Origin of the sequence: Alteromonas genovensis (genome assembly GCF_010500895.1) — a bacterium.
Lineage (GTDB): Bacteria > Pseudomonadota > Gammaproteobacteria > Enterobacterales > Alteromonadaceae > Alteromonas > Alteromonas genovensis.
Genome location: NZ_JAAAWO010000017.1, coordinates 18,364 through 39,328 on the forward strand (window position 1 = coordinate 18,364; position 20,965 = coordinate 39,328).

Below are 20,965 nucleotides of genomic sequence, written 5' to 3' on the forward strand. Positions count from 1 at the left end.
CTTAGCGCTCACTTTTTGCTGAAAAACTGTTGCTGAAAAACTTTAATAAACCGTTAGAATGTTAAATTTACCATAAGTTGTGAGAAATATGGCGACAATACGACAAGACTTAGGTGCCGGGCACCACTTTCTATTTGATGACGCCATTATCGGTGAGCCAAGTATTGATATGTTCACCCAAGAGCATTGGCAGTTTCAAAACAAAATCACTGGCCATGCAAAAGGAAGAGGAACAACGCTGTTTATTGAACATGAGCAGCACAGTTGGGTACTTCGACACTTCCAGCGCGGTGGTTTAGTTGGCAAACTGTTGAGCGATCAGTACTTGTTCTTGGGAGTCGAATCGTCTCGCCCTTTTGAAGAATTTAAGCTACTTGCTGAAATGCGTAAAGAAGGACTGAATGTTCCGGTGCCGGTTGCTGCTAATATTCACCGCAGGGGAGTAATTTATCGCGGCGACCTCATCACACAGAGAATACTAGGTAGCCAAGACTTACACCAAGTATTGTGCCATGAGCCACTGAGTGAAAGTCAGTGGCACGCCATTGGGCGCGCACTTGCGGCAATGCACAACTGCCAAGTGTACCATCACGACGCCAATATTCGTAATATTATGATAGATGACAAGCAAGCAATTTGGCTCATTGATTTTGACCGCTGTCGCAAACGTCAAGGACACCAGTGGAAAACCGGTAACCTCGACAGATTACTGCGCTCACTGCTAAAAGAAAAAGAGAAAAACGCCATTTTTCATTGGTCAATGGACGAATGGCAGCATTGTCTTAACGGCTATTCGTCAATAGCAAGAACAGCATAACGACGCACATAGCGGCCAATATAACGACAAGTATAAGAGTAATGGGAATAGCACCTAACTATGATACAACTGTGTTACATTGATGGCGCTGATATATTGAGTAATTAACCTACAACCCAACTCTATAATAACTCTACACTCATTTTATAACTAAAAAGATTCGACAACATGCATACTAGAGCACTTTATCCAGGTACTTTCGATCCGATTACAAACGGACACGCCGACCTTATTGAACGAGCATCACAATTATTTTCTCGCGTGATTGTCGCTATTGCATCAAATCCGAGTAAGAAGCCTTTGTTCACGCTAGAAGAACGTGTGGAAATGATTAAACAAGTTACCGCCGACCTTCCTAACGTTGAAGTGGTGGGCTTTACTGGGCTACTTGCAGATTTTGCTGATGAGCAAAACGCCACCATACTGATTCGTGGCTTGCGAGCAGTATCTGATTTTGAGTATGAATTTCAGCTAGCGAATATGAATAGACGCCTCAATCCTAAATTGGAAAGTGTCTTTCTCACTCCTGCTGAAGAAAATTCGTTTATCTCGTCTACGTTAGTAAAAGAAGTTGCCCTTCACCGCGGTGCCGTGAGCGGATTTTGTCACCCTGTTGTAGAGGCTGCCCTGCAAGAGCGATTAGGCAAGAAAAAATAGCTCTGCTAACGCTTGAACCTGCTTGCACAGAGACTGCTGATGCATGAGACCGCTGTCGCCAAAAATCAATAGTGTAGAATGATAAACAAACCCAAAATATCGCAGAGCGGCTATCGCTGGCAGTGAATACAGAAAAAGGTGTTGCGCTGCCCGATGACTTTGCTTTGAATGGGGTTGCTGCACACCTCACAGTCTTCGCCTTTCCTACCGTAAACGTTAAGATGCTGCGCGAAGTAGCCCGGCTTACCATCGGTTTGCGCGAAGTCTTTTAAGGTGGTTCCACCTTGCGCGATTGCTTTCGCTAATACCTGTTTAATATTGTGGGTTAAACGCTTATAACGCTCTGCACCTATGCGACCTGCTTGTCTACGGGGGTCAATACCACTTAAAAATAACGCTTCATTCGCATAAATATTGCCCACGCCGACTACAACCGCATTATCCATAATGAAACTTTTCACAGGACTTTTTCTATCGCGAGATAATGTGTAGAGACGACTTTCATCAAAGGCCTCAGTAAGCGGCTCTGGGCCTAAGTTATCTAATAGACCAAGTTGTGTATCAGGTGCTTGAAATAACACCGCACCAAAGCGCCTAGGGTCGTTAAGACGCAAGCATTGCCCAGTGTTTAAGACAATATCAACATGGTCGTGCTTTATCAGCGGTGTTGACGCATCAATTACCCGCAGTTTGCCAGACATGCCAAGATGTATAACCAAGCTTCCCACGGCTGTTTCAATTAACAGGTACTTAGCTCTGCGCGTAACATTGTTAACTTTGTGCCCTACCACCAATGAAACCTCTTCAGGTATAGGCCAGCGCATCCTTCTCTCGCGAACAATGACGTTTGCGATAGTGTTGTTGATTAAATGCGGTGATACACCTAAACGGCTCACTTCAACTTCTGGTAACTCAGGCATTGGTTATATCCATGGGAGCAATGTACTTAGGGACACATTGTCTAATGCATACCAATTATTGTCTACTTTCACTACGGTGACAGAAGACGTGGGGTAAAAGGCGTAAACCCGACCATTTGTTTCACCCGCAAGCCACACCACAACAACAAGGGGCTCTATGTCCGATATATCGTTTTTAAGGGAAGTTAGATAACGAAGGCGCGCTTCTTGCCATCCGCCTATTTGTGCATCTGGACTGATTGAAAGGTTGCCCTCAGTACTGCGTTGACGCCACTGCTGACCACTTCTAACAAGCTGGTTATCGTCATGCTCTATTTTTAACACATAGGCGTTTTGCGGCAACAAGCTGCGTACTTCAGAAATATCTTTTTGAGGACGTAAGCTGTCGATGTTGAACAAAGCAATCATGACCAACATGGCAACGATGACCACGTTATTCATTGCCCGCTGTGAAAGTTTTGCCATTGCCTATGCCCGTTACAATGAAAAAGGAGATATAGAGCAGATATAGTAAAGCCTCGATTCTTAAGATACTAGGGCGTGTTGATCTTTGTTGTACGAGTTTTGGGCTAAATGGAAGCACTTTAATCGCGAAACAGTCGTGTAGGCCTAGTGGGCTAAGTCAAAGGGCCCAAATAAAAAAAGCGGCGACAAAGAGTAAAATGCTTCCATAACGCCCCCTTAGGGCAGCGCCTGTGAGCGATTTATCCTGCGTTGAATGGTTTCGATTTAGCCCGCTAGACCTTCAACCATTCGCCTTGTCTAAATAGCTCACAGACCGCTGCAAAAATGTACTGCAAAGATCAACACGCCCTTATGAAATCTTGAGTTCGGGTTTGAGCTTATCAAAGCTCTGTCATGTTTGCGCGGGGGGGTGTCGCGCGGGAGAAGGATCTCACCACGATCTCGCGGCTTCTGCTCGTCTTTTAACGTGCAACTATGATTTGTTTTGCTCTGAAAGACGAAAAAGCGATCAGTACTGAGAACGTGTGACCGAATAAACGCAAAAAACCCGGCAAAGGCCGGGTTTTCGTGGAGACAAAAGCAAGTGCTCTTTCTAAAAGGGCTTTACTTGATTTTTGCCTCTTTGAACATAACGTGCTTACGCACAACAGGATCAAACTTTTTGATCTCCATTTTGCCTGGCATGTTACGTTTGTTCTTATCAGTAGTGTAGAAGAAACCTGTACCTGCTGAAGAAACTAGTTTAATTTTATCGCGCATTGTCGGCTTCCTTAGATTTTCTCACCACGGGCACGAACGTCAGCTAATACTGAGTCAATACCTTTCTTATCGATGATACGCATGCCTTTCGCAGACAAACGTAGTTTAACAAAACGGCTTTCGCTCTCAACCCAAAAACGGTGAGTTTGAAGGTTTGGCAAAAAGCGACGACGAGTCGCATTTCTTGCGTGTGAACGGTTATTACCAACCGTTGGACGCTTACCTGTTACTTGGCATACTCTTGACATTGTATTTGTCTCCAGAACAACGATAACTGTCGCGCCAGTCGTTCCCACCACTCAAATAGTCGTTGGGTCAAAAGGCGTATTACTATAAATTAGAGGGCGCATTTTATACAGCAAAGGCAGGATCATTTCAATAAAAAAGTAAAAAAAGCTCAATTTTTAACTGCTTTTTCTACGATCTCGGCATTTCTACTACTAATTACCGTACTTTAATTAATAACCGCAACCCACACCCGATTATTTTTGTGCTAATTTACATTGAGCAGTCGGCTCAACAAAAGCCACAAATAAAGTGGGCGCAAACATACCACGCACGCTCAGGCGCGTCACTAAAATAAAAAGCAACTATGCAAAAATAGGTTTCTCTTCAAATGACAAATTCTGTAATTTTTGATGTTCAACATCTTTACTATTTACCCCAATATTTTCCTGTTGCATGTGCGCTTAGGGAATTAGGTGTAAAAGTAAACTTCGTTTTGCACCAAGAGCCCGGATACGACGAGGTGAAGACTTCCACACTGAATAATAGAGGGTTTAACTATCAGTTTATTCCAGATGGCAGTAGTGTATTGTCTTTTTATCAATCACAAAATGTAGATTGGATAATTTTTGGAAATATCCCCCCGTTTTCAACGAATGAAAAATCCAAACTTAGCTCCAAACTTGCACTTATGCAGCATGGAATTGGACCTAAAGCTTGTTATTACAACGTATCAGAGTTCCCTTTCGATGTTCGCTTTGTAGAAGGTGAAAGCCGTTTATCCCGCCTTCAAGCTCTTTTTCCTACAAGAACTTTTGTTGATACTGGCTACGCCAAATTGGACCCTATTTTTGATGGAACAGAGCCACCGAGAACAATCGAACAATTGGGACTCGAAAAAGGCAAACCCACAATACTCTACGCACCTACTTTTTTCCCAAGCAGCATAGAAAAATTTAAAAACGATTGGCCGCTAACACTTAAAAAATATAACATTATCATAAAGCCTCACTTTTTTAGTGTGACTAAAAAGAAATACGTTAAACAGAAAGAAAAAGTAGAACGGTGGGCATCTTTTGATAATGTTTATGTGGCCAAAAAGCATGAATTTTGCCTTGTTTCGTTTATGCAGATCGCCGATGTGATGGTGTCAGATGCATCGTCAGCTATATTTGAATTTGCGGCTATGAACAGACCTGTTGTGTGGTGTGACTTTTCACAAACAAGATGGAGTTATTCTGGCCTGTTTAAGTTCAGGTTGAAAAAGCGACTCGACTCAGACCTCTCTTTATTCCACGATATAGCACACAGAGCAACGTCTCCTAATCTTGCGAATGAGTTTATTGAGCAATGTGTAATTTCACCACATGCAAAAAGTGAAACTCGACAAACTATTACTAACAAAATGGTTGGTAAAACAGATGGGCTATGCAGTCAACGTATTGCTAAATACCTAACAGAATAAAAAGGTGCAACATTGCGAAGAGTAATTACATTTGGCACATTTGATGTGCTTCACATTGGTCACGTACGTATTTTGCAGCGAGCTAAAGCTCACGGCGATCACCTTACGGTAGGTTTGTCTTCTGACGAATTGAATTTTAGTAAAAAGGGCAGAAACCCTATTTATCCCTATTCTAGTAGATCGGAACTGCTTAGTTCTATGCGCTTTGTTGATGCTGTTTTCATGGAGGAATCCCTTGAAAAAAAACGAGATTATATTCTTCAGCACAAAGCAGATGTGCTAGTAATGGGGAATGATTGGGAAGGTAAATTTGACGAATTTCGCGACGTTTGTGCCGTTGTTTATTTACCAAGAACCCCGTCTATTTCTACAACTGAAATCATCGAAATAATTAAAGATGTTAACGGATGAAGTTTTTACTCTACCTATCACAGAATTACTCTTTTGAGATTATGCGCCCGCTTTGTTCACTAATGCGCAAAGAAGGACATGACGTAAGATGGTTCGCAGAAGGCAGCGAGGTTAACAAGTCGCAATTTCAACCTGATGATATTGTTTTATCCACGATATCAGAGGCAATAAGGTTTCGACCCGATGCATCATTTCTGCCTGGAAACATTGTCCCTTCGTTTATACCAGGGTTAAAAGTACAGTTATTTCACGGATTTGAATGGAAAAAGAAAGGGCATTTCAGAATTCGAGGCTGCTTTGATTTGTACTGTACACAAGGGCCATTTTTCACCAAGAAGTTTGAAGCACTGCGAGAAAAGCACCCTCATTTCACGGTGAAAGAAACTGGGTGGACTAAACTAGATACATTATTTGAATATACCAAAAAAGACATTCCCCAACACAAATTACCCGTTATTCTTTATGCACCAACGTTCTCGCCTAGCTTCACCTCTGCTAATTCTCTGCTCAATGCAATGTTTGCTCTCAGCAAAAAGAAATCTTGGAAGTGGAAAGTAAAATTTCACCCGAAAATGGATAAAGAGACAATAGAGGCGTTTAAACGAGCACAGCATAAAAACCTTGAAGTTATCGACTCTCATAACATCACTCCTCTTCTAGTAGAAAGTGATGTGATGGTTTCAGATACTTCCTCAGCCATCACTGAATTTTTGCTACTTGGAAAACCCGTCGTCACTTTCAAAAATGCCCAGCCTGAGCCTGTGCTTATTGATATTGATGATGCCAATAAACTCGAAGACGCAGTTGAGAAAGCCCTCACAATGGATGAGACTTTAAAAGAGAGTATTAATAACTACAGCCTAAAAATGCACCCTTTCACCGATGGACAGTCTGCACAACGAGTATTACAGGCAACAATTGAAGAAATTGAAATGTACCCACGCGAAGAAAATGTAGCGAAGCCAAAAAATATCTTTCGTAATTTCAAATTACGAAAAAGGCTTGGCTATTGGAGGTGAAGCGTTAAGTACACTTTTACGGGTTAAAGACGGTTAAAGTTATAGAAAGGGAGCAAAAGCTCCCTTTTTTAATCGTAAAATGGCGCTCTTATTTCGGTCTGATTAATTAACCTTGCAGGTCGCTGTAACATTTGACCGCCATCTCGAGATATTGGTACCCAAGGGAAGAATCCACGCCCTTTTGAAGGCTGCAGCAAAAATAAGTCAGTTGGAATTGAGATATAGAAGCCTTTTGTAAAACTCCCTTCCCCATACTCTTCTGACGATACATCCGTGAAAGCTGCAAATGCGCCCACAATAATTCCGCTGTCAAAACGCTTAGCGTAATCGATATTCACGCCTTTATCTTTTGCAAGAAACTGCCCTGCACTCACGGTTATTTGGGTGTCATCTAAAAATTCGGGCTTCCAATACACACTCGCGTGTCCGGTGATAGCATCGTAGTCTTCCAACGCCATTTGTTTTAACGGGTCGCGTTGCTTTACGTAATTAACATCTACGCCATAGGCGATATTACTATCCACTTCGCGATACATTATTTCGCCGCCGACTCCAGCAAACATGGTTTCTAAATAACCCGCATAAGCCTGCCCAAATAGGTTTTCAGATAGTCTATCTTTGTAATGCAAAATAGCAGTATCTAGCCACACGTCATTTTCAGACACATACTCTCTTACCCGCGTTCTCACTCTGGGCAAGGCGACTTCTTCATTATCGACTAGGTAATTAAACTTATCGAAATTATCAAGCAACGTTACACGAGCACTACCTCGTATTGAAAACTTCTCGTCAAACGCATATCCACCGCCTAGCAAAAAACCAGTTTGGTAGAGGTAGAAATCTTCTGGGTTACCGAAAGACTGAGTAAAGAAAAAGTCTGCGCTATAAAATAACCCTTTGGTATTTTCAGGTTCATAAGCGTCTAATACCTCTTGAGAGGGGTCAGTTCTTATGTAGGTTTGCTTAATATCAGCGTCCACAGACTCATAGCGCGCAGCCGCAATGAAGGCTTCAGCATCTACTTGCGTATCTACCATTGGCTGACCGCCACGATTATCTACAATATGATAGGTTTTTACCGTATCTGGCAGCTCAGAGGCCGCCACACGACCAATTCGCTCTATTGCTTCGTCTTGATCGCGGTAGTTCACTTGTGTGCCGTAAAACGTTGCTTCGTTCTCGTTTAATTCTGCATCAGAAAGTACGAAGCCAGCATCGCGGAACATGTCGTTATACAATGCTGATTTATTAACGTCTTCAATCTTTTTAGGCGGGCGCCTTGCCATAAGCGAACGCGGCTCCTTATCGAATTTCAGCTGCGAGGCAGTATTCATATTGAAACGATACGTTAAGCCAAACCCAATGGTATTACCACGCTGATAATTAAAAGAAAAATCGACGTCTTTGTATCGATAAACCGCACCAATATTCCAACGAGAATCTTGTTCAAGCTCACCAGCCCGGTCTTCGGAGTAATCATTCCCTTCAAACTCTAGCTTTAGCGTGAGCGGTTCCCAAGGCGTTTGATATTCAATACCACCAAAAAATGAGGCTGTACCTTTGAAGAACTGATCGTAATCTACTTTTCCGCCTCTGCCGGAAAAGCCTCCAGGGCGTTCGCAGAAACTGTCTCTTAGCTCACAAAACGGATTGGTAATATCATCGGCAGTACCAAGATAACCCCAACCCAACCCTAAATGAAAATCAAACGGGCCTACAGATTTACTGGCGTTGATATATTCACTTTCAAAAAAACCGGTACCACCAAAGTCTCTAAAGCCAACGCTAATATCCGGTAAGTAATAGCTCTCTTTCCACAATCTAAACTTAACGTCTAAGCCTTTGTCTTTGAGCGTTTGATCTCCACTAAATGATTCAAATTGGCTATAGAGCTGAGTACGTACGTCGGTATAACGAGCAGTCGCCTCCATCCAATCATAGAGCTGAATATTCACAGACCAAAAACGATACTCTCCGTTGTCGGTGTAATTTATGGCCATGCCGCCTTGCTCGCGCATACGCGCCGTTGGCGTTTGTATAAGACCGTTACCACCTTGTACCATTTGTGAAGGCGTTACGTTTATTTGCGTGTCTGCTTGCGTTGTTGTCGATAACACACTGCCCACAACCAGCGCTAGTGTTGTTCTTTTTGAAGGAAAATACGCACTCATTGAGGAAGAACCCTGTGTACTGCTAAAGCGGCAACCCGCTGATTAAGCTGATTTATTTTATTACTGAATAGCTCTGATGAAACAGGTACGTAAACCTGACTGCCCGGCATCAGCTGTGAAAAATCAAGATTCCAATAAGCAACGCCTTTGCGCTCAACTTCACCATTTGGGTGTACAACGTAAACAATACTCTTGTCTGCATCATCGAGTTTGGCCACTTTGTGCGACGCTGTATAAACAGACGTATCGCTTTGATGTTGGTATGCCCCGGGCTTAACAAGCGCACCAGAAAAATGAAGCACATTGGGCCGACCATTCAGTCTCAACCAATACTTGCCGGGCTGAAACATAGGGTTATCTTCAAAAAATAAACGGGAGCGGTTATAGGATATAGGCATATCTAAGCGGGTAGACACTGTCCACTGTGCCACTTGCCCGTATAAGTTGCTCAGTGCTTTATGTGTGTTGCTGGTTTTATCGAAATGAGTTAACAGCTGCCTAATGCTAGCCAACACCACTTCTTTTTCATGCTCTGCTTTAGGGCTGGTCAAATCAAATGCGGCAGCAGTCGGCCAATACCATTGCCCGTTGTCCGCAACAATGGACAGTGCGCTCGATAGCCTAATGGTTCTATCAAATTGATAGGTTTGCTTGTTGATCATTATTGTAACGAGGTCGCTTTGGGCCACTGCAGCCTGCGAGAAATTCATACTTAAAAACTGCGCGATAGCAGCAAATAAAATGTAATTTAGCCCTTTCATTGTATTTCTGCTCCTGCCTTATTCATCTGACGAACAATGCGGCTTAAGTACACCATTTCGTAGGTATCCCCAATAGGGCTAAACTTTTGTGTTGAAGCCAAAAGCTCTTTAGTCGATTTATGCAGAAAATACGTGTTTTCCCACGACAAGCCTACATCAATAAAAGGCGTATATTCAGGGAACGACACTGTCTCTACTATTTTGATAAGGGGAACTGGGTAGTCAAAGTAGGTGCGGCTTGTTTCACCTTCTACACGCCATGCTGAATTCACAGCCAGTCCAAAACCGACCTCAGACAAATCAACCTTACGCTTCCAGTTAAAATTAAGCGTATCGTTTCCACCCAATGGATTATGTTGAAGGTTACCCGTATAGAAGATGTCGTTATCTAACCCTTCTGTTTTAATAATAACACCGTGATGCATAGTGAAAATGACTTTATCAGCCGAAACCCAGCGATAGCGATCGCCATCTATAAAGGCTAACGCCAACGAGGCATTATCACGATCGCCTGCTTTAATTTGCATAAGATCGGCTTTGTTATTCGCGATCTCTTCAACGGTATAGGTTACCGTTCTGTCTTTTAGCGCTAATTTTAACGTGTTGTAGTAAGCAAGCGTGGTTGTTGAACAACCAGAAATAGCGAGTAATAGAAAGCCAACAGTGGCCAAGGAAAAATATGGTTTCATTTGAATGCGCCGACGAAAGGAAAATTAGGTATACCTGTTTTAACTGTATTTTATAACGTTTTAGCAATAAAAAAGCCGCTAATAAAAGCGGCTTTTAATAAATACGTTTTGTTTACTGTACTGTCGGAGAGTAAGTAAATGTCACTGGAACAGTGACTGTAGTTGTTGCTGTTGTTGTACCAGATGTAGTAACCGTTACTGTGTTAGTTGTACCAACACATACACCGTCTACCAATGGATCCGTACCTTCACAAGTCGGAACAGCTGGATCTGGATCTACTACTGTAGGTGCATCAGCGTTCGCGTTGCCTGCAACACCAGCGCCGATAGCTCCAACAACGGCTATCGTACCCACAATCTGACCTGTAGTCAGACCAGCACCAGTAGTTCCACTACCACCATCAACGTCTTGCGCGTTAACACCAGCTACCATTGTTGCAGCTGCAAATAATGCGATAATCGACTTTTTCATAACAGTCCTTTAATAAAAATACCCACTAATATCCTATGTTAAATCATTCTGAACGCTTTGACTAGAATATAATCAAAAAAAATGACTTAAGTTGCTATGATAACAAGCCCCTTTGTGCAAAAGAAATAGTTTCTTTGTCGCCAACAACAAAATGATCTAGAACAGGCACGTCGATCATTCCCATCGCACTTTTGATCTCGCTTGTTAATCGAATGTCTGCATGGCTTGGTTCTGCTATACCAGAAGGGTGATTATGTACTAGGATCACAGCAGCGGCATTGTCTTTCATCACTTGCTTTATCAGTTCTCTGGGGTACACCGCTGCACTATTTATCGTGCCAGTAAACATCACTCTAAATGCAATGAGTTGATGCTGACTGTTAAGCATTAAAAGAGCAAACTTTTCCTGCTCACAATCTCTTAGCTTGGCCTGTAGATATTGTTTTGTGTCATCGACGTTATGAAATGCATCTTGGCGCGTAAGCTGTATTTCTAAGTTACGACGGAAAATTTCAAACGCAGCTTGAAATTGTGCATAGCTGCAGCGCCCGATACCTTTTAACGATGTAAAGCGCTCCTCTGAAACAGTGACAACCTCTCGTAGTGTACCAAGCTCGTTTAGCATATCGTGGGCAAGCTCTACTGCTGACTTTCCTTTTACTCCTTTGCCAAATAGCACCGCAATTAACTCAGCATCACTGAGACTCTGTGCACCTGAAGTCAGTAATTTTTCTCTTGGTCTTTCACCAAATGGCCATGCTTTGATCGACATTATTGTACTCTAGTTAATGTGAAAGCATGTTATATCGAAAACTCAAATCAACGGCGACTGTCTTCAAGGCGGGTTTATTAGTGAAACCCTAACACCTACTATTGTTTACCTATCCCAGATTTTAGCTTCATGATAGTTTAGTATGCGTGTATCACTACTATTCGTTTCAATCCGTATTTATATGACTATGTCTCTTGCAAATAAAAATGTACTGCTTGGCGTTACTGGCGGCATTGCAGCGTACAAAGCACCCGATCTTGTTCGCAAACTTACCGCTTTAGGCGCTAACGTACGCGTCGTACTTACAGGCTCGGCAACAGAATTTGTCAGCCCATTATCTCTTCAAGCTGTATCGGGTAATCCAGTCCACCAGCATTTGCTAGACCCCGCAGCAGAAGCAGCAATGGGACATATCGAACTGGCGAAGTGGGCAGACATATTACTTATTGCCCCGGCCACGGCGAACGTATTGGCCAAATTAGCCATTGGTATAGCGGATGACTTATTAACTACACTGTATCTTGCCACCACAGCCAGCGTATTTATTGCACCCGCAATGAACCAACAAATGTGGAAAGCGCCGGCGACACTGGATAATGTAGAGCGATTAGCACGGTACGGAGTTAATTTTATTGGTCCAGCAAGCGGAGAGCAGGCCTGTGGAGATTTGGGCGCGGGAAGAATGATGGAGCCAGTAGAGATTGCCTCGATTGTAGGTCAAACAGTCAACCGACATGCAGTTGCTGAGCTTCGTGGTAAACACGTTTTAATTACAGCTGGGCCAACAAGAGAGCCTTTGGATCCCGTGCGATATATATCCAATCATAGCTCTGGAAAAATGGGGTTCGCTATTGCCGAAGCTGCCGTGAACGCGGGGGCTGAAGTCACCTTGGTGGCAGGCCCAGTTTCCCTTCAAACACCGCGGGGATGCGAACGTATAGATGTTACTACGGCAGATGATATGCTAGATGCTTGTGAACAATTCGCGCGCAAGGCAGATATTTTCATTAGTACAGCGGCGGTAGCCGATTATAAAGCGGTAAGTGTGGCTGAAAATAAAATCAAAAAATCAGATAATGAGTTAACACTTACTTTTACAAAAAACCCTGATATTCTAGCTACAATTTCATGTAAAGATAACAGACCGTTTTGCGTAGGCTTTGCGGCTGAAAGCCAAGATGTTGAGCAATATGCCCGCCAGAAGCTGATCAATAAAAAGCTTGATATGATAGCGGCCAACGACATAACAGCAGACGGCTTAGGCTTTAATAGCGACAACAACGCACTTCATGTTTTGTGGAGCGGAGGCGATAAAAAGTTACCCGCCACCAGCAAAAGTGAATTAGCGCACCAATTAATATCGCTAATAACAACACGGCTTAATGAAATCGAAAAAAATTAAACGACACCTTTAATGTGTCGATAACAGCAGCTCAACATGCTGATTAATAGAAACACGGTTTAAGAGTGCTGCCACAAAAGAAAGTGGTAGGCTTGATAAATAATAACAATAAAACGATAACGTTTTGGCATTAGCCAACTTAACAAGGAACCCGGGTAGAACTTACTCGGTTGCGGAGGAAGTCATTTCGTCATGCCTGCAGTCAAAAAAACAAATCGCAGAGCGCAAATTCTGCAAGCACTTGCTGGAATGCTAGAAACCAACCCAGGTCAGCGTATAACTACAGCAAAATTGGCGGAAAAAGTGGGGGTTTCTGAAGCCGCCCTTTATCGTCACTTTCCAAGTAAGGCTCGTATGTTCGAGGGCCTTATTGAGTTTATAGAAGAAACCTTGTTTACGCGCATTAACAAGATTGTAAACGAAGAGAAAGATTCGTTAACTCGCTGCCAAATGATTTTGCACCTTATCCTTGGTTTTGCAGAAAAAAACCCGGGTATTACCCGTATTCTTAATGGTGATGCATTAATGGGCGAACAAGACAGGTTACGCGCCCGTATCGCAAAACTTTTCGAGCGCCTGGAAACTCAGTTAAAGCAAGTGCTTAGAGAGCGCAAACTCAGAGAAGGCAAAACCCTTTCTGCCGATGAAGCCATTATTGCAAACATGCTAATTTGTTACACTGACGGGCGCATAAACTTGTTTATCAGAAGCGGATTCACACGCAAACCTACCGAGCAGTTCAACGAACAGTGGGCAGCCTTTAAACACATGTTTATTGCATAGAAGTAATAGCGCGCTGTCTTTCTGCCAAGAAGCGCGCCTGCATTTTAAAGGCGCGCTGACAAAACTTCCGAAAAATGTAGAAGCCAAAAAACGGTTCAATAAGCACCGTTTATTCGTTAATGAATGGCAATATTATTTGCTAAAGGTATCCCCAAAAAAGTCGCCTTCATTCCACTGAGGCTTATCTTCTTGATTGGCTAACGTCCAACCTATTTGAGCATTCACCTTCGTAAAGGTTTCAGCCGCTTTCCAATTAAAGGGCTGGTTAACATCATCGCTAGGCTTGTGATAGTGCGTCGACAAAAACTGCCCAAACACTTTGCTGCCATCTACACTTGGATCTTTTGATTTAAGACCTGGCACCATAAACACCGAAGGAACACCTTGTTTAACAAACGCGTAGTGATCTGAGCGTGTAAATAGGGCTTGTTCAGGCCATGGATCTGGGCTTAGTTCAATATCAGCATTTGCAGCCGCTTTTTCCACCGACTGCTGCAAATCGCTGTGATTTGCACCAAATGCAATAACATCTGCAAACTCATAGGTAAGAATAGGCATATCTAGGTTTACATTAGCCACCATAGACGTTACTGGTACCGTGGGGTTGCGTGCGAAATAGTCGGCACCTAGCAGTCCTTTTTCCTCACCCGTTACAGATACAAACAAGATAGAACGCTTAGGCTTTTGTTTCATTTCTCTGAAAAGTCGCGCCGTTTCTAGCATTACAGAGGTGCCAGAGGCATTATCCATCGCGCCGTTATTAATGTTGTCTTTTTTAACGGTTTTCGCAAAGCCTATGTGGTCAGAGTGAGCTGAAAATACGACGTACTCATCTTTTAATGTAGGATCTGAGCCTTCCAACATGCCCACTACGTTTGGACTTGTAATGGTGTCATGCACACTCTTTTTACTGATATCCACTGTGCCTTGTAACGCAAAACCTTTTGGTACTTTGTCAGCCTCAAGGTCAGCATAAACGTCGTCTAAACTGCGCTCAGCGCCTTCAAATAACGTGCGAGCAGCCCCTTCACTCATGTAAGCGCCGCCTTTAAGCTGAGGAAAACTGTTTGCAGGCTCATTGTCATCATTTAGCCATGCCATGCGTGGTGTATGGATGTAACTTAAACGGCTTTGATAAGGACGCACCTTTTCATTTTTCGGGGTAGTGATAGTAATCATGCCAATGGCACCATTGTCTACGGCATACTTTTGCTTTTGATAACCCGATGCAAAATGCGCTCCTTCTTCTGAAGGAAAATCACTCGGCTTACCCGCTAGCGCAACGACAATTTTTCCGTCTACATCTACGCCTTCATAGTCGTTGTGCGACAGTTCGTCGGCAACAATACCGTAGCCCACGAAGACCATTTCACCACTTACCTTCGCATCTACGTTCAATAAGCTAGGGCCAGCAAGGTATTGTTTTGGATAGGCGAAATCTACGGTATTGCCGTTTTTCGTCAAAGTAAACTGTGGAGATTCTTGAACTAAGTTTGCCTTGCGAAATGATACATCTTGAATAAACCCATCAGTGCCGGCCGGCGTTAAACCATACTTTGCAAACTCTGTTGCAATATAAAGCGCAGCAATATCGTGCCCACGAGAGCCAGTATCACGTCCCTCTAGTAAATCGTCAGCTAAAAAGAAAAGGTGAGATTTAATTCGCTGAGTATCTGGGCTAAAAGCCCCCTCAGTTGATGCATGGGCTTTTGAGGAATGTTCTGCCGTTGAATGATTGTGTGCACTTGCAGCAAAAGTCATTGCCGTTAGAGCACTACCTAGTAGTAGTTTTTTTATCATTTTAATTCACCAAGTTTTTATTATACAAAATTTTTATTTCTTGCTTGTCGCTGTAAGCAACATGTTAACTCAGTTCATAGGGGCAATGCTATGCAACCCCTTTTTGTTTAACACGGGTTTTATGCCATTGCCCGCATAGTAGGGTCGTTATAAAATTCACTCGTAATTTTTTAAATGATAAGAGCGGCACATGTCTAACGAAGCGTTATTATATCGTATTCAATTCATCAGCAATGGTGAGCGATACGAGCTATATGTAAAAACTCTCATGCAAGGAAGCCTATTTGGCTTTGTTGAAATTGGGGATTTTGTCTGGGATACGCATACCAGCGTTGTACTCGACCCTAGCCATGAAAAGTTAAAATCTGAATTTGCAGAAGTCACAAAAACCTATATTCCTATGCACAATGTCTTGCGCATTGATGCTGTAAATAAAAAAGGTTCTGCCAAAATTACTCAATTAGAAAACAAATCTGATAAAGTAACTCAATTTCCTAGTCCAATTTATACACCAACTAAAGAGTAACGCGCCGGGGTTTTCCGGTTAAGGTTACCGGAGACCCTTATGTATCGCTTGCTTCTTGCCGCAACACTTTTACTTTGCAGCCTAGGCTTATCAGCCAAAAGCTATGATGATAAAAGTCTGTATACACTGCTCGATAACATTTGGCAGTATGAAATGTCTGTATCTCCACTGCTTGCCTCTCGCCAAGGTAATACAGACCTTGCGCATGCACTGCCTGACATATCTCCTGAAGGGCTGAGTGGTCAGCATAAAAATTGGCTTAAGTTCCAAAACGAACTGGCTCATTATGATAGAAGCAATTTATCGCAAGATGCGTTTATTGCCTTATTGATGCAGCGGTACAGATTGGCAAACTATATAGACCAGTACACGTATCGCTCTTATCTTGTTCCCATCAATTCAGAATACGGTTTTCACAGCGCCATGGCGTCTTTGCCCAACCTGTCTACGTTTAAGCGCGTAGCAGATTACGAGGCGTATATCAGTCGCTTACAGGCGCTAAAACCCTATTTCGAGCAGCAAATTGACTATATGAAACAGGCATTAGCAGAGGGATATACCCAACCTAGCGCAGTACTTAACGGTTTCGAAGATTCTATTTCAACGTATTTAGTCAGCGATGTGACGAACAGTAGCTTCTACGGGCCCTTTACTCGTTTTCCAGACTATTTTAGCGACACAGAAAAAGCAGCATTGAAAAAACAAGGCCTGCAAGCAATACGCAACTTTGTACTACCGGCTTATCAAGCGTTTTATAACTTTATGGTGAATGACTATATTCCTGGTGCGCGGGATGAGATAGCCGCAGAGAAATGGCCTGATGGGGTTAACTATTACGCAAACAGAGCTAAACATTACACAACTACAGATATGAGTCCAAAAGAGATCCATGAACTGGGCTTATCTGAAGTAGCAAGAATTCGCGCGCAAATGCAGCAGATTGTTGATGACTTAGCGTTTGATGGCTCAATAAACGAATTCATTACATTTTTACGGGAAGACCCTCAGTTTTATGCCACCAGCGCGGAAGAGCTGCTGAAAGAGGCATCTTTTATCGCTAAAAAAATGGATGCTAAACTGCCGGAATTGTTTGAATACCTGCCCAGAACCCCCTACGGTGTTGCTCCAGTGCCAGACGCCATTGCGCCTAAGTACACCACCGGCCGCTACATTCATCCAGGTAGAGACGATCAGCCTGGTTACTACTGGGTAAACACCTATGCTCTTGATAAGCGCCCCTTGTATGCACTACCTGCATTAACCCTTCATGAAGCTGTGCCGGGGCATCATTTACAAATATCATTAGCAGCAGAGCTTGAGGATCTCCCCATGGTTCGCCGCAATACCTATATTTCGGCATTTGGCGAGGGCTGGGGATTATATTCAGAATTTCTTGGTATTGAAGCAGGCATTTATGAAGACCCTTACGATAACTTTGGCCGTTTAAGTTATGAAATGTGGCGTGCATGCCGCTTAGTCGTGGATACAGGTATGCACACAATGGGCTGGAATCGTGAACAAGCGGTAGACTACATGATGGAAAATACTGCACTGTCTGAGCACAACGTTAACACTGAGATTGACCGTTATATATCTTGGCCTGCCCAGGCGCTGTCGTACAAAATAGGCGAAATAAAAATAAAAGCGCTACGTGAAAAAGCAGAAACTGAATTAGGCGAACACTTTGACGTTCGAAAATTCCACCGAGCTGTATTAGAGAATGGCTCAGTTCCACTTTTCATCTTAGAACAGCGTATTAATACGTTTATAAAGGAACAAAAGGCTAAAGAACTATGATTGTTGCATTTGGTGTTATCGGGGTACTCATTCTGCTTTTGATTTATTTCGTGCTACGTGCGCAAAACTTGCAGAAAGAATTAATACTTTCCCGCTCTTCCAATAAGCAGAGCAACAGCAAAGTCAATTACGCTCAACGCAACTTGGTCTTAGTCACTGATGCCTTAGAAAAAAACCTGACACAGCGTTTGCAGAGCCTGTATAAAAGTCGGCTTATTAATCAAGACCAATATGATGCATTACTACCTTTGATGACGTACTTTTCAACCATTGTGATGAACTGCTGTGAAAAAGGTGATTCGCTGGAAGAGTCACTCAAAAAAGCGTTAAGTAATGAAGAGATTTCTTTAGAAGGAATACAGCTAGTTGTAAAAGACTTACCCAGTAACCTTAGAATGTTGTGGTCTAAGAACACAGCCGATGGATTTATCGCATTTTGCCAGGCAGTCACGTCGGTAAAGAGCAGCAGCGACCCTCAAGACGCAGGACAAGCTAAAAAAGTATCCTAACGGCCCAGGTTCGGCATCACTCAGTCTCGGTGTAATTTTAACTAGTTCGGATTAATTGAAAGCTGCTGTTACAGGCAGCTTTTTTCGTTATTAGTGCTTTTAAAGTCTCCATTTTTGTTTTTCTTCATCAGTTTTTTATTCCCACATTCACCGGGCAATTTTTATACCTATCTTTATTATCAGCTTCTCGCTCATAAAAAGTGTGAAGTGAAATTTAATGTCTTCCCTTTTTAAAATAATCAATACGTTAGCAAACTACGAAGTAGAAAGGCGCCAGTTTATCTTGAAAAGACTTCACCTCTCACTATAATACTGTACATACATACAGTATTTGTTGGTGTTATGAATAAGTCATTATCTATGTTAGAGAATCACCCGCATATTTGGCGGGCTAGAGAGCAGAGTCAGCAAGAAGAGCGATTTTCGCTGGGTTTTGATCAGTTAGATGAAGCGCTAAACGGCGGTATTTCAACCTCTGGCGTGATTCGTATACGCACACTAACTGGCATTGGCGAGCTCTCTCTATTCAAACACGTCATCAGCAAGCAGCGCACGCACAAGATGATTGCGTTTGTTAACCCGCCAGGAGATATTCAAGCCCCCTGGTTAGCAACATTTGGAATTGATGTTAAACAGGTTTTAATTGTAAAGCCGAGTACGGAAAAGGAGTCACTGTGGGCAACTGAACAGTGTTTGAAGAGTACGGCCTGCCATTGCGTTATTTTGTGGAGTAATGGGGTGAACACAAAGGAATCCAGACGACTACAAGTAGCAGCAACACATAACGATGCACTTTGTTTGCTTTTCACCCGCCCGAACAGAAACAGTATGCACAACAGCGCAGCACTGCAGACATTACCTATCTCTCTAGATTTATGCCTTAACTATCGACAACATGCGTTGGAAGTCAGCGTGCTAAAGCAGCGCCACGGCTGGCCCAAAGATAGTATTGCCATACATAACGACTGGACTCCGAACAACCGTGCAATCAAGTGGGCAGTTGAACATAACAAAGTAAAACGTCATGTACTTCATTCAGTGAGTTAATGATGTTGTGGGCATACCTGTATTTTCATCAAATCACCTTGGATACGCATGAAAAAGCGAGTTTGAGTGTGGGCAATAACTCACGCTACGACACGAAAAACGAAGCACGACATAAAAGAACAGGTGAATCGGCGAATGGGCAACACCAACCGGGCAAAACACAAACACCGGCTGTCATTGTTTATTGCGAAAAAACAAACCACATTGTTCAACGAAATAACGGGGCACTTCAGCAAGGTATAGAGATAGGCCACGGGCTTGCTCAGGCTGGTGCACTGTGTCCTCAAGTATGTATTATTCCTTTTAGTGAAGAAGACGAACGCCTCACTCTCGTACAATTAGCGCACCGACTCTATCCATTTGTTTCCGATATTGTCATAGACACACATAACACACTGGCTATACGACTTGATAATTTAGTGCATTACTATGGCGGTCACAAAGAGCTGTGGAGCACTATCACCCATGAACTTAATTTATCAAAAGTGAGCTACCACTTCGCTACAGCGTGGTCTATTGAAGCCGCACGAATACTGGCTTTAAATGGCGTTGATAACTATGAGTGCGACCGTGACAATATCAAACATAGGTTATCGCAATGCTCGCTGTCTTTAACTGCGTTGGATAAAAAAACAAAAGAAGCGCTGACTCGTGTGGGCATACGTCATGTTCATCAATTACTTGCCATGCCTGTACATGAGCTGGGCAGACGATTCGATAACAACACCATTTCATACCTCACTGCCCTGCGGGGAGAAACCTTTCCTCATGTCACCCTTTTTCGGCCTGCAGAGCACTTTGAGCACTTCACGCTTCTCCCTTTTGATGTTGAAAACACTCAACATCTCACTCCTTTTATGGAAAAGCTACTGGGCTATCTTGCGCACTACTTACGTGCCAGAAATTTACAAACGTCCACACTCTGCTTTCAAATTGATTTTCGAGAGCATCCATCAACGCAGTTAGAAATAAAGTCAGCGCTACCACAAAGCACCGTCGACAGCTGGCTGTCTTTACTCACGCTACGCATTGAAAACGAAGTGTTACCTGAGCCAGCAGTATCGATAACCCTGCGCTGCGACAACTTCGAAACGATAGAAGGCAGTAATGGTGACTTCTTCAGTAATCGTTTTAACGAGGTAGCTCAGAAACAATTAATTGGACGTTTGAACGCAAAGTTGGGGGAAGAGTGCACTTTTCAGCCAAAAGTGTCAGATACACATCAATTTGAGACTATGTCGAACGCTGAAATTTCATCTAGCATATCTGCATCAACATTTACCTCAGACATTGTTCCTACTTTTCTATTCGACACTCCTAAACCACTGACTCAATCAACGAAAGTCTGTTTCGGCCCGGTAAGACTGCACAGTGAGTGGTGGCATGAAACACCGCGAAAACGAGACTATTTTATTGCTCAAACCTTATATGGAGTGCGCATGCTGATATTTAAAGACGAAGACAATCAGTGGTGGGCACAGGGTCTTTTCAGTTAGGG

At 43.0% G+C, this 20,965-nt stretch carries 22 protein-coding genes; 12 read left to right on the forward strand and 10 right to left on the reverse strand.

From position 1 onward, the window contains the following. Positions 1–88 precede the first annotated feature (88 nt). Both GTQ48_RS17000 and coaD read left to right on the forward strand, forming a co-directional pair. A complete protein-coding gene (locus GTQ48_RS17000) occupies positions 89–817 on the forward strand; it encodes a 3-deoxy-D-manno-octulosonic acid kinase (protein WP_203565292.1) in 729 nt (242 codons plus the stop codon). A gap of 168 nt (positions 818–985) precedes the next feature. Beyond that, entirely contained in the window at positions 986–1,474 is a 489-nt protein-coding gene (coaD, locus tag GTQ48_RS17005; RefSeq protein WP_032094750.1) for a pantetheine-phosphate adenylyltransferase, read from the forward strand. Positions 1,475–1,584: 110 nt separating this feature from the next. Here coaD and mutM read toward each other — a convergent pair whose 3' ends face one another. From mutM to rpmB, 4 genes are all read right to left on the reverse strand, one after another. Continuing rightward, positions 1,585–2,394: a bifunctional DNA-formamidopyrimidine glycosylase/DNA-(apurinic or apyrimidinic site) lyase gene (mutM, locus tag GTQ48_RS17010; protein ID WP_163107735.1), complete on the reverse strand. Its 810-nt coding sequence runs from the start codon at positions 2,392–2,394 to the stop codon at positions 1,585–1,587. A gap of 3 nt (positions 2,395–2,397) precedes the next feature. Then, complete coding sequence (locus tag GTQ48_RS17015) at positions 2,398–2,859, reverse strand: hypothetical protein (RefSeq protein WP_163107736.1); 462 nt, start codon at positions 2,857–2,859, stop codon at positions 2,398–2,400. A 603-nt stretch (positions 2,860–3,462) separates the two neighbouring features. Then, the gene (gene rpmG / locus GTQ48_RS17020) at positions 3,463–3,618 is read right to left on the reverse strand and encodes a 50S ribosomal protein L33 (protein ID WP_013786148.1); all 156 of its coding nucleotides are present in this window, start codon (positions 3,616–3,618) and stop codon (positions 3,463–3,465) included. 11 nt (positions 3,619–3,629) lie between these two features. Further along, complete coding sequence (rpmB, locus tag GTQ48_RS17025) at positions 3,630–3,866, reverse strand: 50S ribosomal protein L28 (RefSeq protein ID WP_032094753.1); 237 nt, start codon at positions 3,864–3,866, stop codon at positions 3,630–3,632. 368 nt (positions 3,867–4,234) lie between these two features. Here rpmB and GTQ48_RS17030 point away from each other — a divergent pair, with 368 nt between their 5' ends. The 3 genes from GTQ48_RS17030 to GTQ48_RS17040 are packed head-to-tail and all read left to right on the forward strand — an operon-like array spanning position 4,235 to position 6,738. Continuing rightward, positions 4,235–5,308 carry a CDP-glycerol glycerophosphotransferase family protein gene (locus GTQ48_RS17030; protein WP_163107737.1) on the forward strand — a complete coding sequence of 358 codons (1,074 nt, stop codon included), beginning with the start codon at positions 4,235–4,237 and terminating at the stop codon, positions 5,306–5,308. 12 nt (positions 5,309–5,320) lie between these two features. Then, the gene (locus GTQ48_RS17035) at positions 5,321–5,719 is read left to right on the forward strand and encodes an FAD synthase family protein (RefSeq protein WP_163107738.1); all 399 of its coding nucleotides are present in this window, start codon (positions 5,321–5,323) and stop codon (positions 5,717–5,719) included. Continuing rightward, a complete protein-coding gene (locus GTQ48_RS17040; protein ID WP_163107739.1) occupies positions 5,716–6,738 on the forward strand; it encodes a CDP-glycerol glycerophosphotransferase family protein in 1,023 nt (340 codons plus the stop codon). Before GTQ48_RS17035 ends, GTQ48_RS17040 begins: the two co-directional genes overlap by 4 nt. A 68-nt stretch (positions 6,739–6,806) precedes the next feature. Here GTQ48_RS17040 and GTQ48_RS17045 read toward each other — a convergent pair whose 3' ends face one another. From GTQ48_RS17045 to radC, 5 genes are all read right to left on the reverse strand, one after another. Then, the gene (locus GTQ48_RS17045; RefSeq protein WP_163107740.1) at positions 6,807–8,909 is read right to left on the reverse strand and encodes a YjbH domain-containing protein; all 2,103 of its coding nucleotides are present in this window, start codon (positions 8,907–8,909) and stop codon (positions 6,807–6,809) included. Then, positions 8,906–9,670, reverse strand: coding sequence for a capsule biosynthesis GfcC family protein (locus GTQ48_RS17050; protein ID WP_239060176.1), 765 nt, complete (start codon positions 9,668–9,670; stop codon positions 8,906–8,908). The genes GTQ48_RS17045 and GTQ48_RS17050 overlap by 4 nt, the downstream gene beginning before the upstream one ends. Continuing rightward, positions 9,667–10,359, reverse strand: a complete 693-nt coding sequence (locus tag GTQ48_RS17055) for a YjbF family lipoprotein (protein ID WP_163107741.1) — start codon at positions 10,357–10,359, stop codon at positions 9,667–9,669. The genes GTQ48_RS17050 and GTQ48_RS17055 overlap by 4 nt, the downstream gene beginning before the upstream one ends. 112 nt (positions 10,360–10,471) lie before the next feature. Next, a complete protein-coding gene (locus tag GTQ48_RS17060; RefSeq protein WP_163107742.1) occupies positions 10,472–10,831 on the reverse strand; it encodes a hypothetical protein in 360 nt (119 codons plus the stop codon). 94 nt (positions 10,832–10,925) lie between these two features. Then, entirely contained in the window at positions 10,926–11,603 is a 678-nt protein-coding gene (gene radC / locus GTQ48_RS17065; RefSeq protein ID WP_163107743.1) for a RadC family protein, read from the reverse strand. Between the two features lie 187 nt (positions 11,604–11,790). Between radC and coaBC the strand changes: the two genes are divergently transcribed. Together coaBC and slmA are read left to right on the forward strand one after the other, a co-directional pair. Beyond that, entirely contained in the window at positions 11,791–13,005 is a 1,215-nt protein-coding gene (coaBC, locus tag GTQ48_RS17070; protein ID WP_163107755.1) for a bifunctional phosphopantothenoylcysteine decarboxylase/phosphopantothenate--cysteine ligase CoaBC, read from the forward strand. 192 nt (positions 13,006–13,197) lie between these two features. Then, positions 13,198–13,788 (forward strand): nucleoid occlusion factor SlmA, encoded by a 591-nt coding sequence (gene slmA, locus GTQ48_RS17075; protein WP_163107744.1) that lies wholly within the window; start codon positions 13,198–13,200, stop codon positions 13,786–13,788. A gap of 132 nt (positions 13,789–13,920) precedes the next feature. Here slmA and GTQ48_RS17080 read toward each other — a convergent pair whose 3' ends face one another. Further along, on the reverse strand, positions 13,921–15,588 hold the full coding sequence (locus tag GTQ48_RS17080; RefSeq protein WP_163107745.1) for a M28 family metallopeptidase: 1,668 nt from the start codon (positions 15,586–15,588) through the stop codon (positions 13,921–13,923). 190 nt (positions 15,589–15,778) lie between these two features. Between GTQ48_RS17080 and GTQ48_RS17085 the strand changes: the two genes are divergently transcribed. The 5 genes from GTQ48_RS17085 (at position 15,779) to GTQ48_RS17105 (ending at position 20,963) form a co-directional block, all read left to right on the forward strand. After that, positions 15,779–16,114 (forward strand): DUF1820 family protein, encoded by a 336-nt coding sequence (locus tag GTQ48_RS17085; RefSeq protein ID WP_163107746.1) that lies wholly within the window; start codon positions 15,779–15,781, stop codon positions 16,112–16,114. Positions 16,115–16,153: 39 nt separating this feature from the next. Then, complete coding sequence (locus tag GTQ48_RS17090; protein WP_163107747.1) at positions 16,154–17,911, forward strand: DUF885 domain-containing protein; 1,758 nt, start codon at positions 16,154–16,156, stop codon at positions 17,909–17,911. After that, positions 17,908–18,420, forward strand: a complete 513-nt coding sequence (locus GTQ48_RS17095; RefSeq protein ID WP_163107748.1) for a hypothetical protein — start codon at positions 17,908–17,910, stop codon at positions 18,418–18,420. The genes GTQ48_RS17090 and GTQ48_RS17095 overlap by 4 nt, the downstream gene beginning before the upstream one ends. Before the next feature lie 342 nt (positions 18,421–18,762). Further along, the gene (gene imuA / locus GTQ48_RS17100; RefSeq protein WP_163107749.1) at positions 18,763–19,467 is read left to right on the forward strand and encodes a translesion DNA synthesis-associated protein ImuA; all 705 of its coding nucleotides are present in this window, start codon (positions 18,763–18,765) and stop codon (positions 19,465–19,467) included. After that, positions 19,467–20,963 carry a Y-family DNA polymerase gene (locus GTQ48_RS17105; RefSeq protein WP_163107750.1) on the forward strand — a complete coding sequence of 499 codons (1,497 nt, stop codon included), beginning with the start codon at positions 19,467–19,469 and terminating at the stop codon, positions 20,961–20,963. Before imuA ends, GTQ48_RS17105 begins: the two co-directional genes overlap by 1 nt. Positions 20,964–20,965: the final 2 nt, after the last annotated feature.

Coding starts and splice junctions, on each gene's coding strand:
- radC (WP_163107743.1), bottom strand. CDS start 11,603: ATGTCGATCAAAGCATGGCCATTTGGTGAAAGACCAAGAGAAAAATTA.
- GTQ48_RS17015 (WP_163107736.1), bottom strand. CDS start 2,859: ATGGCAAAACTTTCACAGCGGGCAATGAATAACGTGGTCATCGTTGCC.
- rpmB (WP_032094753.1), bottom strand. CDS start 3,866: ATGTCAAGAGTATGCCAAGTAACAGGTAAGCGTCCAACGGTTGGTAAT.
- GTQ48_RS17045 (WP_163107740.1), bottom strand. CDS start 8,909: ATGAGTGCGTATTTTCCTTCAAAAAGAACAACACTAGCGCTGGTTGTG.
- GTQ48_RS17080 (WP_163107745.1), bottom strand. CDS start 15,588: ATGATAAAAAAACTACTACTAGGTAGTGCTCTAACGGCAATGACTTTT.
- mutM (WP_163107735.1), bottom strand. CDS start 2,394: ATGCCTGAGTTACCAGAAGTTGAAGTGAGCCGTTTAGGTGTATCACCG.
- GTQ48_RS17000 (WP_203565292.1), top strand. CDS start 89: ATGGCGACAATACGACAAGACTTAGGTGCCGGGCACCACTTTCTATTT.
- coaD (WP_032094750.1), top strand. CDS start 986: ATGCATACTAGAGCACTTTATCCAGGTACTTTCGATCCGATTACAAAC.
- GTQ48_RS17105 (WP_163107750.1), top strand. CDS start 19,467: ATGATGTTGTGGGCATACCTGTATTTTCATCAAATCACCTTGGATACG.
- GTQ48_RS17090 (WP_163107747.1), top strand. CDS start 16,154: ATGTATCGCTTGCTTCTTGCCGCAACACTTTTACTTTGCAGCCTAGGC.
- GTQ48_RS17085 (WP_163107746.1), top strand. CDS start 15,779: ATGTCTAACGAAGCGTTATTATATCGTATTCAATTCATCAGCAATGGT.
- slmA (WP_163107744.1), top strand. CDS start 13,198: ATGCCTGCAGTCAAAAAAACAAATCGCAGAGCGCAAATTCTGCAAGCA.
- GTQ48_RS17030 (WP_163107737.1), top strand. CDS start 4,235: ATGACAAATTCTGTAATTTTTGATGTTCAACATCTTTACTATTTACCC.
- GTQ48_RS17060 (WP_163107742.1), bottom strand. CDS start 10,831: ATGAAAAAGTCGATTATCGCATTATTTGCAGCTGCAACAATGGTAGCT.
- rpmG (WP_013786148.1), bottom strand. CDS start 3,618: ATGCGCGATAAAATTAAACTAGTTTCTTCAGCAGGTACAGGTTTCTTC.
- GTQ48_RS17040 (WP_163107739.1), top strand. CDS start 5,716: ATGAAGTTTTTACTCTACCTATCACAGAATTACTCTTTTGAGATTATG.
- GTQ48_RS17055 (WP_163107741.1), bottom strand. CDS start 10,359: ATGAAACCATATTTTTCCTTGGCCACTGTTGGCTTTCTATTACTCGCT.
- imuA (WP_163107749.1), top strand. CDS start 18,763: ATGAATAAGTCATTATCTATGTTAGAGAATCACCCGCATATTTGGCGG.
- coaBC (WP_163107755.1), top strand. CDS start 11,791: ATGTCTCTTGCAAATAAAAATGTACTGCTTGGCGTTACTGGCGGCATT.
- GTQ48_RS17095 (WP_163107748.1), top strand. CDS start 17,908: ATGATTGTTGCATTTGGTGTTATCGGGGTACTCATTCTGCTTTTGATT.
- GTQ48_RS17050 (WP_239060176.1), bottom strand. CDS start 9,670: ATGAAAGGGCTAAATTACATTTTATTTGCTGCTATCGCGCAGTTTTTA.